We start from the raw sequence: 14,859 nt of genomic DNA, 5'->3' as shown, positions 1-14,859 counted from the left end.
GCACGTGCGTGTGCAGACTTGTTGAGTAGCGGGGGAATCCAAATGCCCTCGTAAGGGGCCGACCTCCTTCTTGCGCATACCGTCCGGTATTCAGCGAAGGCGGTCAGATCAATCGGCGGCTTTACGCTCAAGCCAACTCGTTGATCTCCTCATATTTCCATAACAAAAAACAGCGCCGCAAGGACAATTATTGCCCGGGGGCGCACTAAAAAAGAGATCGCTAATGAAGACGCTGGATTCAGCAAAAGCACGCGTACTTGAACGGCTGCACTATCCGCATGGATGGGTTAGCGACCTTGCTGATGGTCACGCCCCTTTCATTGCCAACTCCAAAACGGGCGCTTCATACAATCGAATGACTTTCAGCGTGGCCGCAGCACCGGCTCAGTAGCCTTGCCCCCGATCGATCTGGCCGATCATCGGCCGGCCTTCACGATGACGGCGCAGGTTCTCCAGCACAACCTCGACTGCCGTATCGGGTCGCGTGGCGCTGGCGATATGCGGCGTGATGCGCACACACGGGTGCGTCCAGAGCGGATGCGTGGGCGGTAACGGCTCGGGGTCGGTCACGTCGAGGATCGCCTGCGAAAGATGCCCGCTGTGAAGCAGGTCCAGCAGGTCCTCCTGGTTCAGGTGCCCGCCACGCCCGACGTTGATCAGCGCTGCACCGCGCGGCAACCCCGCCAGCAGGCGTTTGTCCAGGATGCCTCGCGTGGCGGACGTAAGCGGCAACAGGCAGATCAGCACATCGCTGCGCGCAAGGAACGGCGCCAGCGCCTCTTGCCCGGCAAAGCATTCCACGCCGTCGATTTCGCGCGGCGTGCGGCTCCACCCGGCACAGCAAAAGTTGAACAGCTTGAGCCGCTCGAGCACGGCCTGCCCCAGCATGCCCAGCCCCAACACGCCGATGCGCCGCTCGCTGGCGGACACCACCGGCAGCGGCCCCCACTCGTGCGCGGCCTGCTGGCGGCCATAGGTAAAGATGTCGCGGTGCAAACTGAGTACCGCCTGCGTGACATATTCGACCATGCCCTCGACAATGCCCGGCTCCACCATGCGGACCACGGGAATATGCGGCGGCACCAGCGAGAGATCGAACTGGTCAATGCCTGCACCGGTCGAGAAGACGACCTCGACGTTGGGCAGGAGCGTGTGCAGGTTCTCAGGTGGCGCCCATGCAGCGAGATAACGCACCTCGCGGGCGTCGCCCAGATCGGGCCACACGCGGAACCCAATCTCCGGTGCGCGCTCGGCGAAGAGCTTTGCCCATTGCTGGCCGCGTGAGGGATCGGCCTTGTAGAGAAATGTCATGAAGTCCTCTTTTGATCCGTGCCGCCCTGCCCCAATGGAGCGGCCGGGGAGAGCCCGGCATTACCCGGTAGCCTGGTTGATGGTGGAAAATGCGGTAGCAAATTAATGGTGGCAAATTGCCGGAGATCCTCACGATGACTTTACTGTGGCGAGATCTGCGGTTGCTGCATAGGACGATCTTTCTATTCTCGCTACGAATGCCGCCCATGGCGAAAAATTTGACAGTTTGTATATTTTTGGACAAACTGTATTTGCTCGATTTTCTAGCGTCGCCGGCATTGTTTTCCCCACAGTGCCAAGGATCATCTCTCGTATCGAAAGGCCATGGACAACTTGCTACCCCTTCCCACTTTCAACGACGTCACGGCAGCGAACGGCCGCATCAAGGGCTATGCCCATAGAACTCCGGTGCTGACTTCCCGCACGATCAACGCGGAGCTTGGAGCAGAGGTGTTCTTCAAGTGCGAGAACCTCCAGCGCATGGGGGCCTTCAAATTTCGCGGGGCTTTCAACGCACTTTCGCGCTTTAGCGAGACTCAGCGCAAAGCGGGTGTCGTGGCCTTTTCCTCGGGGAATCACGCACAAGCGATCGCACTCGCGGCAGGACTCCTTAACATGCCGGCAACTATCGTGATGCCGCATGACGCACCCGCAGCAAAAGTTGCCGCAACCAAGGGGTACGGTGGCAACGTGGTTATCTACGACCGGTACAAGGAAGACAGAGAACAGATCGGGCGGGAACTTGCTGCAAAGCACGGCCTGACCCTTATCCCGCCCTACGACCATCCTGACGTGATCGCCGGGCAAGGCACGGCCGCGTATGAGCTCTTTGAGGACGTGGGTCAGCTTGATGCGCTGTTTGTCCCATTGGGAGGCGGTGGCCTGCTCGCGGGCACGTCGCTATCCAAAGCGGCCATGTCGCCGGATACCGCGTTGTATGGAGTCGAGCCCGAGGCCGGCAATGACGGCCAACAGTCCTTCCGAAGCGGCAGCATCGTCCACATCGACACGCCGGTTACGATTGCCGATGGGGCTCAGACCCAGCATCTCGGGAATTACACCTTTCCGCTCATTCAAAAGGGCGTGCATGACATTCTCACCGCCGACGATCAGGAACTCATCAATTGCATGAAGTTCTTTGCCGCAAGAATGAAAATTATCGTGGAACCCACGGGTTGCCTGGGCCTGGCGGCAGCGAGGCAAATGAAGGATCAACTCGCCGGAAAACGTGTGGGCGTCATCGTCAGCGGAGGCAACATCGATCTCGCGAAATTCTCTGAATTGACGTCCCGTTGACGGACTCATGAGGAATCACAATCATTTTTCGCGCGCCAAAAAGCCAAACCATGGGGCGCCATCTGCGCGCTTTGTCGAGGGTGCGTCGACGTTGTGGTTTTTGATGTGAGCGATGCCAGTCGAGCTTAGAATTCCGCGACTTTCCCTCTGACCGATTTGGCGAGACGATCGGGATGATACGGTTTCGGGTCGACAATTGGCGTTGCGTTGGTGACAAGATCGGCCACCAGATGGCCGGCCCCAGGGCCAATGCCGAAGCCATGTCCACTGAATCCAGCAGCGAGAAACAAACCGGGATGCGTGTGAATTTCACCGATAGCAGGTACGCCATCCGGCGTGCTGTCGATATACCCGGCCCAGGCGTGTGCTATTCCCACTGCGCCCAAGGCAGGCAGAAGTTTCCTCGCCCGGCGCAGCGTTTCGTCAACCACGCCACGGTCAGGCGCCGGGTCCAGTATGCGATTCCTTTCCATGGGAGTCGGCGCGTCCAGGCGCCATTTTGCGAGCGTCTCATGTCCGGACCGCCAACCGGTCAGGTCGCCCAGCGCGAGGCTCGCTCGTCGCTTGGCGAACATGGGCATGAAGTCTTTCGAAAAGCGTAGTTGCTGAAGCGTCGGATCCACTTTGGCAAGGCCGCTGATGGCGAGTGTATGGCTGCCGTCCAGGCGACGGGTAACCGAAACATCTGCCGTGTGCAGCGCATGTGGCAGATCATGGCCACCGGGAGCGACCGAAAGGATTGACGATCTTACCGATGCCTGCGGAAATCGAATGCCAAGTTGCCGACAGAACGACGATGCCCACGCGCCACCCGCCAATACAACGGCCCTTGTGCGAATGGTGCCCTTTTCAGTGATGACACCGCTTACCCGCCCGGCTTCCATCTCGAGTCCGCGTGCCGCACACATCTGATGTACCGTCCCGCCGGCTTTGATGACCCCTTTGGCAATGACGGGTACGGCGATGCCGGGGTCTGCCGTGCCATCCGAGGGTGAAAACACGCCGCCTTTCCATGTCTGGCCCGTAGCGCGTCCATAGTCTTTTGCGTCCGAGGCGCTGAGCATGTTCGTGGTGACGCCCACTGTCCGCGCAAAGTCACGCCAGTTGGCCCACTGTTCAATTTCCGCTTCGTTGTTGCTCAGGTACAGAAGCCCGCATCTCTTGAAGCCGGTGCTTTCGCCAATCTCTTCCGCAAAGTTTTCCCACAATGCAAGACTGCGCGTGGCTATTGGCAATTCGCGGCCATCACGGTTCTGCTGACGGCACCAGCCCCAGTTCCGGCTTGATTGCTCGGCCCCTACCAGCCCCTTCTCGACAAGCGCGACACGTATGCCGCGTCGCGCCAGATAGTACGCTGAGCAAACACCGACAATTCCTCCACCGATGACAACGACATCCACCTGCTCAGGTAAGGAGGGTGTCGCTTCAATCTTCATTAAGGGGGCAGGCATCAAACTACTCCAGTTTCATATTCGGATAGTACGGGGGCACCGTGCTCCAATCCGGCGCCAGTTCATTTAAGCATGACGTGCTTCCGGATCATTATCAAAAATGGGGCGTTTGTAACAACGGCATGCCGATTGCCCCCGCCGATCAGCATATTGTTCCAAGCCTGATATCCGGCAGCTTCCCAGGGTCCGGCCCGGCCAGTTGAACACTGGAAAGCGGCCAACCGGGTCAATAGCGGAGAAGTCGATAGTTCTGCTCGCAAAAACCACTGACTAATGCCGGCGCAGGAATTTATTCCGCGACATCTGCTGTGCGCTCGGACTTAGCATAGAACGCATCGTCATTACCTCCTCTGGGGAAATCTGCATGGAAAACTTTGACCCTGATGCATTGGTGATTCCCAACGGCCATTTCATCGACGGCGAAATCGTAAACGGCGGCCCCGGAAGTGATTATCTGCCGGTCTCTCGCCCGTCCGACCATGTTCGCTACGCCCAGATGCCCGTAGCAAATTCGGAGCTGGTTGACCGCGCCGTGCAGAGCGCATGGCGCTCGCAACGCCAAAGCGGCTGGGGAAAATTGCCGCCGCGCGACCGTGCGCGCGTTCTGCGCCGGTTTGCTGACCTGGTGGAACAGGACGTTGCCACCCTGGCCCCTCTCGAAGCCGTGGGATCCACGCGCCCTGTACGCGATGCAACCGCGTGGGATGTGCCCTATACCGCTGAGTGCATCCGCTTCTTTGCGGAACTTGCAGACAAGTACGGTGGCGAAGTCGCCGCGACCTCCCCGTCCCTGCTGGGCATGACGCTTACTGAGCCAATAGGCGTCGTGGCAGGCATCGTCCCCTGGAATTTCCCGCTGGTGCTTGCAGCGTGGAAAATCGCACCGGCGCTGGCCGCGGGTAACGCAGTCGTGATCAAGCCGTCGGAGATGACACCTTTCTCGGTACTCCGTCTGGCACAACTGGCCGTCCAGGCCGGCGTACCGGCCGGCATCTTTAACGTAGTCCAGGGGGATGGCCGCGTCACCGGTGACGCGCTTGTGAGGCACCCACGCATTGGCAAGGTGTCGTTCACCGGCTCGACCCGTTCTGGCGCTTCGATCATGGCCGCGTGTGCGGAAACGGGCATCAAGCCGGTGACGCTTGAGCTTGGCGGGAAAAGCCCGCAAGTGGTTTTCTCCGACGTTCCCGACCTTGATGCCGTGACGCGTCGTATCGTCACGGGCATCACCGGCAACGCGGGCCAGGTGTGCAACGCAGGCTCTCGTTTGCTGATTCAGCGCCCCCTCGCCGAAGCGATACTAAGTCGGCTGGTCCCCATTTTCAATGGCCTGCGTGCCGGGCCGACCTGGTCCGCAAGCACGACGTTATCGCCCATCATCAGCGAAGCGCAAGCGATCCGTATCGACGGTATTCTGGAGCGAGCCGTGTTCGCCGGCGCCCAGGTTCATTGCGGCGGCGGGCGGGCGGACGCCCCGACCGGCGGTGCCTTCGTTGCGCCGAGCATTCTGAGCGGTGTGGCTCGTGAGTCGGAAATCGTCCGTGAAGAGGTATTCGGCCCGGTCCTGACAGTGGAGACGTTCGAAGACGAAGAGGAGGCATTGGAACTCGCTCAACACGAAGACTATGGTCTCGCCGCGGGCGTGCACACAGCCGATCTCGGCCGCGCATTGAGAATGGTGCGAGGGATAGAAGCGGGCAACGTCTGGGTCAATCGCTATGGCCGCTCATCGGACTTCATTATTCCCACTGGCGGCTACAAGCGCTCAGGCTTGGGCAAAGATCTTGGGCGACAAGCATTCGAAGCCAACCTTCGCTCCAAGAGCGTACTGATTGATCTGAACGGTTAGTGCGAAACCGGTGCCGCCGGAAACGAGCGCATTCGATTTGGAATACGGGCTGGATTCTATCCACGCCCAAAAATGAAGCTCAAATCCTGGTGGCTGGATTCGGTAACCCACTTCGGCGGCGCCCTGGAAGAACCCGTTGATGGAGTGGCCGATGTTGTTGTCATTGGCCCAGGCTTTACCGGACTCCCGGCCGCTCTCGCGCTTGGGAAGCGCGGGGCCTCTGTCACGGTCCTGGAGGCGTCAACGGTTGGCAGCGGCGTCTCTGGCCGAAACACTGGCCACTGCAATACCGGTGCGGCGCAAGATTATGCAGCAGTCCGTAGCATCCAAGGCGTCTAGAAGAAGTAGCTGGGCGTTATTTCGCGTCGTTATACACGGTCGCCCGAGATACTCCCAGGTGTTGCGCGACGATCTCCATTGAGCGGCGCACTTCCAGGAAACCCTCATCTCTCAGCTCTTGCAATAACTCTCGGCGGTGTTCCGTCTTGAGTGAGCGCGAGGTGGTCGCCAGGTTTATCGCGAAGCGGTCGATACGCGCGCGAATGGCATCTGCGTTCGTTGGGTCAAGCGACTCTTTGATCGGCGCTGCCGACGTGCTGCAGAACTGCTCCAGCATCCCTTGCATTCCGCGAAAAAGTGTCACGTCGACGTTCATGCAAAGCGCCGCAATATAGCGGCCGGACGAATCCCTGATGCCAATCGAGGTACTCTTCGCCGATCTGCCATCCGCGAATCGATTCGGATAGTTGGCAAGGAGCTGAGGAAAATCCTGATCCTGAATTCGGGCAAGGCCGAGTTCGGTGGCAGGCTCACCCACGCGCCGCCCAGACAAATTATTGTGGATCGCGAGAATGGCATGCTCGGGCGAGCGCAGGTCGTGCACCACTACTTCCGTGAAAGGCGCAAACATCTCGCCCAGGCCTTCAGCAATGCATTGCACTTGCTCAAGTAACGACTCCTGCTCGGACTTCTGTTTGTTTCTTGCCATGCCGGACGATGTGTCTCAATTCAGAGTGTTATGTACCTGGTTGCAGTTGCGCCGTTGGAAGCAAAAAAGGATTTCACGCAGCAACCCGGTTTTGCCGAATTATACCGAAATTCTAAATTTGGACTATGTGTTTTAGACCGCGATGGAAGTCACGATGCCCGTCGCAGCCGCCCCCCGGCGCAACGTGATGGTTAGGTTCAGGGGTTCTTGTACACTTCGAGTTGGCGTCGGGTGAGCGCGGTTTCATAGCGATGTCTCAGGTAAGGCGCTGAGCCGGTCGACCAGAATCATGGACCGTTGATTGAAACCCCTCACAAACACTATTCAGTTTAAGTGAAGAACGACGTCACCTCCGATCTCGAGTTTTTCGTCCAGCTTGCGCGCCTGGGCAGCTTGTCGGCTGCCGCGCGTGCGCTTGATCTCACGCCACCGGCCGCCACCCGACGGCTTGCGCTGATGGAGCAGCGGCTGGGCGTGAGGCTCGTGAACCGCACTACGCGCAGCGCAAGCCTCACTGACGAGGGCGACACATATCTGCGGCACGCTACGCGTATTCTTGCTGCTATGAGCGAAATGGAAGACGCCGTGTCGCGCAGCCGCGAAGCACCCCGCGGCATATTGCGCGTGAACGCCTCCCTTGGCTTTGGCCGCACCACCATCGCGCCGCTCGTCTCCGCGTTCGTGCAGCGTTATCCGCAGGTCGAGGTTCAACTGGATGTAACGGACCGGCCGGTGGATATTGTCGAGCAGGGTTTCGATCTCGCCATCCGCTTCGGCGCGCTACCCGACACGCGGCTAAACGCACGCCGCATCATGTCGAACCGGCGCTTCCTGTGTGCATCGCCGGCGTATCTGCAGCGGCACGGCAACCCCGCCGCGCTTGCGGATCTTGCACGTCACCGGACTATCCTTCACCGCCAGAATGACGACGCCTACGGCGTCTGGCGTTTCACGCGCGACGGCGAGACGGTGTCGGTCAAGGTGAACGGCGGGCTCTCGAGTAATGACGGCGACATCGTGCTCGGATGGGCGCTCGACGGACACGGCATCTCGATCCGCTCGGAATGGGACCTCGCGAAATACCTGGAAAGCGGCCGGCTGAAAGTCGTGCTGCCCGACTTCCTGCTGCCGCCGGCGGACTTGTTTGTCTACTATCCAAGCCGCCGCAATCAACCCGCGCGTATGCGTGCGTTCATCGACTTCCTGGTCGAGCACTTTCGCGGGTCCCAGTAACCCTGCCTGGATGAGATCGACCGCTTCGTCATGACAACTGCCCGCATTGCGTATGTACAGTGGCCCGAAGGATTGCAACCTGCCGGACCGGCATGGGATGCCATTCGCCGTTCCATCGAAAGTGCCCGCCCCGACATTCTGGTGACCAACGAAATGCCGTTCGGCCCGTGGCTTGCAGAGCATGCGAAATTCGATGCGCAAGCAGCGCAACGCAGCATCGCGCTGCATGAGCACGCGCTCGATGCATTGCGCGGCCTGGGCGCGGCAGCGGTAATTTCATCGCGTCCTGTTGCCTTCGACGGCCGTCTTGCCAACGAGGCATTTGTGCTGGAATCGAATGCGTATCGCACGATCCACCATAAGAAGTACTTCCCGCAGGAGCCAGGCTTCTTCGAGGAAGCGTGGTACGTGCGCGGCGCGGGTGGATTCGACTGCGTGCAGGTCGGGCAGGTCAAGGTGGGGGTTCTGCTCTGCACCGAGTTGTTCTTCAACGACCGCGCGCGAGCGTATGGTCGCGACGGCGTTGACCTTATCGTGACGCCACGCGCGACCGGCACGTCACTGGCGCGATGGAAAACGGCGGGCACCATGGCGGCCATTGTGTCAGGTGCGTGGTTCGTCAGTTCGAACCGGCATGGTCAGGGCGCGCTAGGACAACAGTTTGGAGGAGCCGGATTCGTGGTCTCGCCTGACGGTGTCTTGCTTGAGGAAACAAGCGAAGCAACGCCGCTACGCGTTGTCACGATCGACCTTGATGCGGCCCGCGCGCAGAAAGCGCAATACCCGTGTTATGTGAAAGAGATGCCCTGACCCGTGCGGGTTGAGTCGCGCGGCAAACGCATGATTGCTGGCATTTATTGCTGGTTCATTCCGTGACCGTTTAACTCAACGATTTATTACCGAAATAAAGCCGACACGTATGCACCACCCTAGGGAAACGGGCTTATTGTTGCCGCAACGGAAAATATCTTTCGCCGAAACTATCGTTTAAAACGGTCAATAGGCGACCTAGACTTGTTTTCATCAGAAGCGCATGCAGACACAGGCACTCAGTCTCAACGTCTTCCGAAAATCGAAAACAAACTCTGGAGGTTCATCATGACCAAGTCGCTTCTTTCCGCCCTGCTGATTGCCTCTGCGCTCGCCGCTCCTTCATTTGCGTTTGCCCAGGACAACAACGCGCCTGTGACGCGTGCGGAAGTTCGCGCTCAGTTGACCCAGCTCGAACAAGCCGGTTATAACCCGGCTGCCAACGACAATTATTATCCCCAAGCGCTGCAAGCCGCGCAGCAACGCGTTGATGCAGCGAACGGAGTAACGGCAGGAGCGTATGGCCCGTCGAACAGCGGCACATCGGCTTCAGGTGTGCGGACCAGCATCGCACCGGCTTCCGGCAACGACCCGCATTCAATCTTCTTTGGTCACTAAGATTTGATAAGCTCCGCCGTCGACTGATTGCTTGACGCAGGGACTCAAGAAATCGCTCACCGCTTAAAGGCGCTGGGCGATTTTTTTACGCTAGGCAAACAACTAAGCTATGCCAAGTATTATCCATATCCGTACCTCGCAGCAACGGATAGCACTTTGCAGCGCGCTCAAACGCGCAATGGTTTCTGCAACATCGCAAGAACAGCGCCTGTAGCAAGCAAGATTGATGAATACACGAGCCCACGAGCGAGCCCTGCGCCATCCGATATCCATCCAATGATTATCGGCCCGACAATCTGTCCCACGGCGAATACGATCGTGAACACGCCGATCCCGCGGGTCCATTGCACGGCTGGAAGATTGTGCCGGACGAACGCCGTAGTCGACGCCACCGCCGATAAAAACGTCGCGCCGAATAACGCTCCCGATACGAATGCAACCGCTGGTTGCGTGAACAACGCGGGCATCAAGGTCGCAAACGCGAGGACCGCATTAAACACCGCCAACGCCTGCCCGCCGCTCATGCGGTTGAGCAGCCCGGACCACAGCCGGGCCGAGACGATGGTCGCCAGACCGAGCAGCACGTAGAACGCGGTTACCACGGCCGCGCTCATGCCGGCCGCACGAAGCAACGCGATCAGGAAGGTCATGTAACCGATATAACCCACGCCGAACAGCGCGTAACCGGCCAGCATGAAACCGAAACGTCGCCAGGGCAAAGCGCTTGGGCGCAACGGCGATGCGGTATGTGCAGGAGAAACCGCCGGCGCAGGTTCAGCGTGCCCGATCCTGCGAGCGGCGGCGATCGCAGCAATGGATGCCAGCGCGCAAGCGGCGGCCAAGGCGAACCAGGCCCATTGCCAGCCATGCGGACCGCTGAACGTGGTCATGGGCACCAGCAGCGCTGCGACGACTATCCCGCTGCCCGCACCGCCGTAGTAGAGCCCGAGCACCAGACCCGCATCGCGTGGATGGGCCGACGCGAGACGTGCCGCCAACACCCCGCCGCCGACAAAGATCAACGCACTGCTGATGCCGGTGACAACGCGTTGCGCGAGCAATGCATGGGTATCGGAAACGAGACCGCCGAGGGTCATCAACGCAGCAGTCAAGATGCATCCCGCGATGAAACACGGACCCACGGGCCATCGACGCGATACCCATGGAAATGCGAGTGCGCCAAGCAGGTAACCCAGCGCATTGGCGGTGTTCATCGCACCGGCTTGCGCGAAGTTCCAGCCGAGATCGGCTTTCATTGCCGGCAACAGCAGTGCGTAGGAGAAACGTGTAAGGCCAAGCGCGATAGCGCTGCCGAATGACAAACCCGCGGCCAGCATAAGTGTGTGCCCGCGAGAGCGTGATGCTTGAACAGGTGATGCCTGTGCCGCGGTGCTGCGTGTGTCGTCGATCATCGGCTAAGGCGGCTTGTGGGCTGACGGGCTAAAGGAACTTGAAGGACATGAACCTTACCGGACGCGGCGTCGCTATCTGGCGGCGTGTCGCTATGGTAACGCGCCCTGGCCTCATACCGGCACGCTCGCTCCCTCCTTGCATGCCCGCGGCCTTCTGCTCAACAAAAGCCCAGCCTCAAAACGCAGATAGCGTGCCGAAGCACGCTATCCAGTCACCCCATGGCACAAACCTGCCGCCCTACTTCTCGCTGGGCGCACCCGACGGCCTAACACTCGTGCACGTCGCCACGCATCCCAGCACGAGCGCCACGCCGGTCACCACCAGCGCGCCGTTTGCCAGCCCGACTCCGGCCGCGACGACCGAACACGCGGCATACCCATTCAATGCAGCGATAAAAACCGGATACGCGCGATCGGCCATCGCCATTGCCAGGTAAGCGCCGATCAACGCGACCATCGCGCCGATGATCACTACCGCCACCGCGCCGCCTTCGAACCCTGCCGTATACGCAATCACCGTGCACAACGCGGCACAGGCGAAGTGCATCGTGCTCATCAGTTTTGCATTCGATACCCCGAAGCGCACACGGCCCAGTAAGACCGCAAACGCAATCGCCGCGATACCGCCAAGCGCGGTCCACGCGAGTGACGCGCCCGGGTCGAAGCCGAGCACGCGATCTGCTGATGCCGACGCAAGCGCGGCAAGCGCCAGCGCACTTTGCAGCGACGCGGGCGTGGTCCTGCCCAACCGGGGCGTCAGCATCGCGAACGCCGCGATGGCCAGCGCGACGAGCGTCGAGTCGAAGCCCGTCGCCATGCCGTAAGCCACGATCACCGCAGCCCCCACGCCCGTCGCATCGCGCAGTGCCTGCCGCCGGGTGGGCGAGACTGCGCCGGGCGCCTTCAGGCTCTGCATCGACGCCATCACGGCGAACGCACACAACGCACCGTCGAGCATTGATGCCTCCGCATCAGAGCAAGCGATTGACCAGGGTCCCGATACCTTCGATAGACACGCACACCTCGGCGCCGTCCTTGATCGATCCGATCCCGAGCGACGTGCCGCACGCGATGACGTCGCCGGGTTCGAGCGTCATGTCGTGCGAGATCAGGCTGACCTGTTCAGCGGGCGTGAAGATCATGTCGTCGAGCGGATAGTTCTGCCGCTCGACGCCGTCGAGCGTGGTGATCACGCGCGCCGCACGCCAGTCGAATCCGGTTGCGATCGTGGGCCCGAGGCATCCGAATGTATCGAATCCCTTCGCGCGGCACCATTGCGGAAAGTTCGGATCTTCCTGCAGGAGTTCGCCGGCCGTGACGTCGTTCACGCACGTGTAGCCGAAGATCGCGGCCTCGGCTTCCTCCACCGATACCGACGAGCAACGCCGGCCGATCACGATGCCTAGCTCGCCTTCGTAAGCAATCTTGCCGTCGTAGCTGGCCGGCCGGCGTATCGCCTCCTGGGTGCCGATCACCGACCGTGCGGGCTTGATCAGGAACAGCGGATGTTTGGGCGGCGCTTTATCGAGCTTCTTCGATAGCGCGTAGAAATTGTTCCAGAGCGCAACGATCTTGCCCGGCTGACAAGGCGCCAGCAGCGTGACCTCGTCCATGCCCAGTTCCTTGCCCGTCGGCTCTATGCGCTCAAAGGGAGAACATTCGCATTGCATCACGCTCCTGCCGTCTTCCGACAGCGTGCCGAAGCCCTCGACGCCATCGGCGCGGGAAAAACGTATCCAGTTAGCCACGTTGAAAGCCCTGAAGAAGTAGTGCTGCCGTCTTTTAAAAACGGCAACCGGAGCCAGCGGTCATGCGCGCCTTCAAGGGGCGCCAAGCACGACCGTGACCTAGATCGCCCCGAGGCTTCGCAACGTCGCGATCTGATCGGGCGAGTATCCAAGTTCCGCCATCACTTCGTCGGTATGCTCGCCCAGGAGGGGTGAACGCACGACGTCGGTTGGGCTATCGGAGAGCTTGATCGGGTTGCCTACGGTCAGGTATTTGCCGCGCACCGGATGGTCCACTTCTACGATCGTGCCGGTCTTGCGCAGCGACGGGTCTTCGGCAATTTCCTTCATCGAAAGGATCGGGCCGCACGGAATATCGTGCTGGTTCAGGATCTCCATGGCTTCGAACTTGGTCTTGGTCATGGTCCACTCTTCGATCTCGGCGAAGATGCCCTTGAGATGCGGAAGCCGTGCAGCCGGCGTGCAGAAGTCGGGATGATCGATCCATTCTTCCTTGCCGATCACCTTGCAGATCTCGCCCCAGACCGGCGCTTGCGTGATGAAGTAGATGTAGGCGTTCGGATCGGTTTCCCAGCCCTTGCACTTCAGGATCCAGCCCGGCTGGCCGCCGCCCGATGCGTTGCCGGCGCGCGGCACGGCCTCGCCGAACGTGCCGTTCGGGTACTGCGGATATTCCTTCATCGTGCCGGTGCGTTCAAGCCGTTGCTGGTCGCGCAGCTTCACGCGGCAGAGGTTGAGCACGCCGTCCTGCATGGCGGCGAGCACCTTCTGGCCGCGGCCGGTGGCGTTGCGTTGATAGAGCGCGGTGACAATGCCGAGCGCGAGGTGCAGGCCTGTGCCTGAATCGCCGATTTGCGCGCCGCTGACGACTGGCGGGCCGTCGTCGAAACCCGTGGTGGATGCTGCGCCGCCCGCGCACTGCGCGACGTTTTCGTAGACCTTGCAGTCTTCGTAGGGGCCGGGGCCGAAGCCTTTCACCGATGCCACGATCATCCTGGGGTTCAGTTCCTGGATGCGTTCCCACGTGAAGCCCATGCGGTCGAGTGCGCCGGGGGCGAAGTTCTCGACCAGCACGTCGCACTTTTTCACGAGCGACTCGAGGACCTTCTTGCCGTCCGGGTTTTTCGTATCGATGGTGATCGAACGTTTGTTGTGATTGAGCATGGTGAAGTAGAGACTGTCGGCGTCGGGGATATCGCGCAGTTGCTCCCGCGTGATGTCGCCTGCGCCGGCGCGCTCGACCTTGATGACATCGGCGCCGAACCATGCAAGCAGCTGCGTGCAGGTCGGGCCTGATTGAACGTGCGTGAAATCGAGGATACGCACCCCGTCGAGGGCTTTGCTCATGCCTGTCTCCTAACCTTTAGCAGGTTTTATCGTGATGCTTGTGATGCCCTTCGGTATAGCCCTGCGGGCCGTGCCGGGTTTTAGTGCTGCGGAGTTGCCTGGTTTCGTCTTGCTCTGGACATGATGGGCTGTTTTCCTCCTTTTCTGTAGATGGGGAGGCCCCTCACGGCACCGGTTAAAGTGCGAGCACTGTGATATACAATATTCTATACACAGTATTAGTCAAGCGGTTTTGCGTGATACGCGGTGGGTTTTGCGTGATGCGCGGTGGGTTGTGCGGTGCAGTAGGCCGGAAATGCTCGCGCAATGGCGAATGTCGGTCGAGTTTTGCTGCAATGCGAGGGACGGCGGATTTTGGGTGGAGGGTCTGCGGTAGCGGTCGGGGTTTTTGCCGGGTTGTTGCTTTCCAGGTCTTCGCGCGTTCTGTTCTGGCTGATCTTTTTCGCACTATTAGCCACTGTGCGTGGCGGCACGTCATTTCTTTGTCCAACGCGACAAAGAAACGAAGCAAAGAAAGCGCTTTTAACCGCACTACCCTAAGTGTCCACAGCGTGCAGTTTTAATTCATAGGTGCCCCAAAAGCACGGTGCTCGCCAGAGCAAAGAATGTTTGAACCCCTCTTTCTCGCGAATCCTGACATGAACACGCTTCGCCCCGCACGCTCTCGGGCAAGCACTATTGCTCAGAATCCGTACGGCCTCATGCATATTTTAGGATCGAGGTTTTTGGTGGTTGACGGTGTGGTTAGAAGTGCATATTAATTCGGAGACTGGTTTTCCGCGGATAGCGCGGGGTG

The 14,859-nt window shown here is 60.0% G+C and carries 13 protein-coding genes and 1 pseudogene; 7 read left to right on the top strand and 7 right to left on the bottom strand.

The window, feature by feature from the left end; translation table 11 throughout:
* The first annotated feature begins 223 nt into the window (after positions 1–223).
* Positions 224–391 (top strand): hypothetical protein, encoded by a 168-nt coding sequence (locus tag AWB69_RS47500; protein WP_156528759.1) that lies wholly within the window; start codon positions 224–226, stop codon positions 389–391.
* Here AWB69_RS47500 and AWB69_RS06660 read toward each other — a convergent pair.
* Complete coding sequence (locus tag AWB69_RS06660; protein WP_062083498.1) at positions 385–1,311, bottom strand: 2-hydroxyacid dehydrogenase; 927 nt, start codon at positions 1,309–1,311, stop codon at positions 385–387. The genes AWB69_RS47500 and AWB69_RS06660 overlap by 7 nt on opposite strands.
* A gap of 324 nt (positions 1,312–1,635) precedes the next feature.
* Between AWB69_RS06660 and AWB69_RS06655 the strand changes: the two genes are divergently transcribed.
* Positions 1,636–2,607 (top strand): threo-3-hydroxy-L-aspartate ammonia-lyase, encoded by a 972-nt coding sequence (locus AWB69_RS06655; protein WP_197500185.1) that lies wholly within the window; start codon positions 1,636–1,638, stop codon positions 2,605–2,607.
* Positions 2,608–2,732: 125 nt separating this feature from the next.
* Here the strand turns inward: AWB69_RS06655 and AWB69_RS06650 are convergent, their stop codons facing one another.
* Positions 2,733–4,058 (bottom strand): NAD(P)/FAD-dependent oxidoreductase, encoded by a 1,326-nt coding sequence (locus tag AWB69_RS06650; protein WP_062083496.1) that lies wholly within the window; start codon positions 4,056–4,058, stop codon positions 2,733–2,735.
* A gap of 364 nt (positions 4,059–4,422) precedes the next feature.
* Between AWB69_RS06650 and AWB69_RS06645 the strand changes: the two genes are divergently transcribed.
* Together AWB69_RS06645 and AWB69_RS06640 are read left to right on the top strand one after the other, a co-directional pair.
* Positions 4,423–5,907, top strand: coding sequence for an aldehyde dehydrogenase family protein (locus AWB69_RS06645; RefSeq protein WP_062083494.1), 1,485 nt, complete (start codon positions 4,423–4,425; stop codon positions 5,905–5,907).
* Between the two features lie 72 nt (positions 5,908–5,979).
* Positions 5,980–6,243, top strand: a pseudogene (locus AWB69_RS06640) (FAD-dependent oxidoreductase); the annotation flags it as partial.
* 19 nt (positions 6,244–6,262) lie between these two features.
* Here AWB69_RS06640 and AWB69_RS06635 read toward each other — a convergent pair.
* Positions 6,263–6,895, bottom strand: coding sequence for a helix-turn-helix transcriptional regulator (locus tag AWB69_RS06635; protein ID WP_062083490.1), 633 nt, complete (start codon positions 6,893–6,895; stop codon positions 6,263–6,265).
* 333 nt (positions 6,896–7,228) lie between these two features.
* Here AWB69_RS06635 and AWB69_RS06630 point away from each other — a divergent pair, with 333 nt between their 5' ends.
* From AWB69_RS06630 to AWB69_RS06620, 3 genes are all read left to right on the top strand, one after another.
* A complete protein-coding gene (locus AWB69_RS06630; RefSeq protein WP_062083488.1) occupies positions 7,229–8,128 on the top strand; it encodes a LysR substrate-binding domain-containing protein in 900 nt (299 codons plus the stop codon).
* Between the two features lie 30 nt (positions 8,129–8,158).
* Positions 8,159–8,938, top strand: a complete 780-nt coding sequence (locus AWB69_RS06625; protein WP_062083486.1) for a carbon-nitrogen hydrolase family protein — start codon at positions 8,159–8,161, stop codon at positions 8,936–8,938.
* Positions 8,939–9,226: 288 nt separating this feature from the next.
* The gene (locus tag AWB69_RS06620) at positions 9,227–9,556 is read left to right on the top strand and encodes a DUF4148 domain-containing protein (protein WP_062083484.1); all 330 of its coding nucleotides are present in this window, start codon (positions 9,227–9,229) and stop codon (positions 9,554–9,556) included.
* A 167-nt stretch (positions 9,557–9,723) separates the two neighbouring features.
* Here the strand turns inward: AWB69_RS06620 and AWB69_RS06615 are convergent, their stop codons facing one another.
* The 4 genes from AWB69_RS06615 to frc form a co-directional block, all read right to left on the bottom strand.
* Complete coding sequence (locus tag AWB69_RS06615) at positions 9,724–10,893, bottom strand: YbfB/YjiJ family MFS transporter (RefSeq protein ID WP_231937003.1); 1,170 nt, start codon at positions 10,891–10,893, stop codon at positions 9,724–9,726.
* 313 nt (positions 10,894–11,206) lie between these two features.
* The gene (locus tag AWB69_RS06610; protein WP_062083480.1) at positions 11,207–11,926 is read right to left on the bottom strand and encodes a hypothetical protein; all 720 of its coding nucleotides are present in this window, start codon (positions 11,924–11,926) and stop codon (positions 11,207–11,209) included.
* A 13-nt stretch (positions 11,927–11,939) separates the two neighbouring features.
* Positions 11,940–12,716 carry a fumarylacetoacetate hydrolase family protein gene (locus AWB69_RS06605; protein WP_062083477.1) on the bottom strand — a complete coding sequence of 259 codons (777 nt, stop codon included), beginning with the start codon at positions 12,714–12,716 and terminating at the stop codon, positions 11,940–11,942.
* A 99-nt stretch (positions 12,717–12,815) separates the two neighbouring features.
* Positions 12,816–14,063 carry a formyl-CoA transferase gene (gene frc / locus AWB69_RS06600; RefSeq protein WP_062083475.1) on the bottom strand — a complete coding sequence of 416 codons (1,248 nt, stop codon included), beginning with the start codon at positions 14,061–14,063 and terminating at the stop codon, positions 12,816–12,818.
* Positions 14,064–14,859: the final 796 nt, after the last annotated feature.

The organism is Caballeronia udeis (genome assembly GCF_001544555.2).
Classification (GTDB): Bacteria; Pseudomonadota; Gammaproteobacteria; order Burkholderiales; family Burkholderiaceae; genus Caballeronia; species Caballeronia udeis.
The sequence above is the reverse complement of the archived record's forward strand: the minus strand, read 5'-3'. Positions and strand labels throughout refer to the sequence as shown.

Excerpts from the sequence above, each read along its gene's own strand:
- frc (WP_062083475.1), bottom strand. The coding sequence starts at position 14,063 with ATGAGCAAAGCCCTCGACGGGGTGCGTATCCTCGATTTCACGCACGTT.
- AWB69_RS06620 (WP_062083484.1), top strand. The coding sequence starts at position 9,227 with ATGACCAAGTCGCTTCTTTCCGCCCTGCTGATTGCCTCTGCGCTCGCC.
- AWB69_RS06635 (WP_062083490.1), bottom strand. The coding sequence starts at position 6,895 with ATGGCAAGAAACAAACAGAAGTCCGAGCAGGAGTCGTTACTTGAGCAA.
- AWB69_RS06610 (WP_062083480.1), bottom strand. The coding sequence starts at position 11,926 with ATGCTCGACGGTGCGTTGTGTGCGTTCGCCGTGATGGCGTCGATGCAG.
- AWB69_RS06655 (WP_197500185.1), top strand. The coding sequence starts at position 1,636 with ATGGACAACTTGCTACCCCTTCCCACTTTCAACGACGTCACGGCAGCG.
- AWB69_RS47500 (WP_156528759.1), top strand. The coding sequence starts at position 224 with ATGAAGACGCTGGATTCAGCAAAAGCACGCGTACTTGAACGGCTGCAC.
- AWB69_RS06625 (WP_062083486.1), top strand. The coding sequence starts at position 8,159 with ATGACAACTGCCCGCATTGCGTATGTACAGTGGCCCGAAGGATTGCAA.
- AWB69_RS06645 (WP_062083494.1), top strand. The coding sequence starts at position 4,423 with ATGGAAAACTTTGACCCTGATGCATTGGTGATTCCCAACGGCCATTTC.
- AWB69_RS06660 (WP_062083498.1), bottom strand. The coding sequence starts at position 1,311 with ATGACATTTCTCTACAAGGCCGATCCCTCACGCGGCCAGCAATGGGCA.
- AWB69_RS06615 (WP_231937003.1), bottom strand. The coding sequence starts at position 10,893 with ATGCTGGCCGCGGGTTTGTCATTCGGCAGCGCTATCGCGCTTGGCCTT.
- AWB69_RS06650 (WP_062083496.1), bottom strand. The coding sequence starts at position 4,058 with ATGCCTGCCCCCTTAATGAAGATTGAAGCGACACCCTCCTTACCTGAG.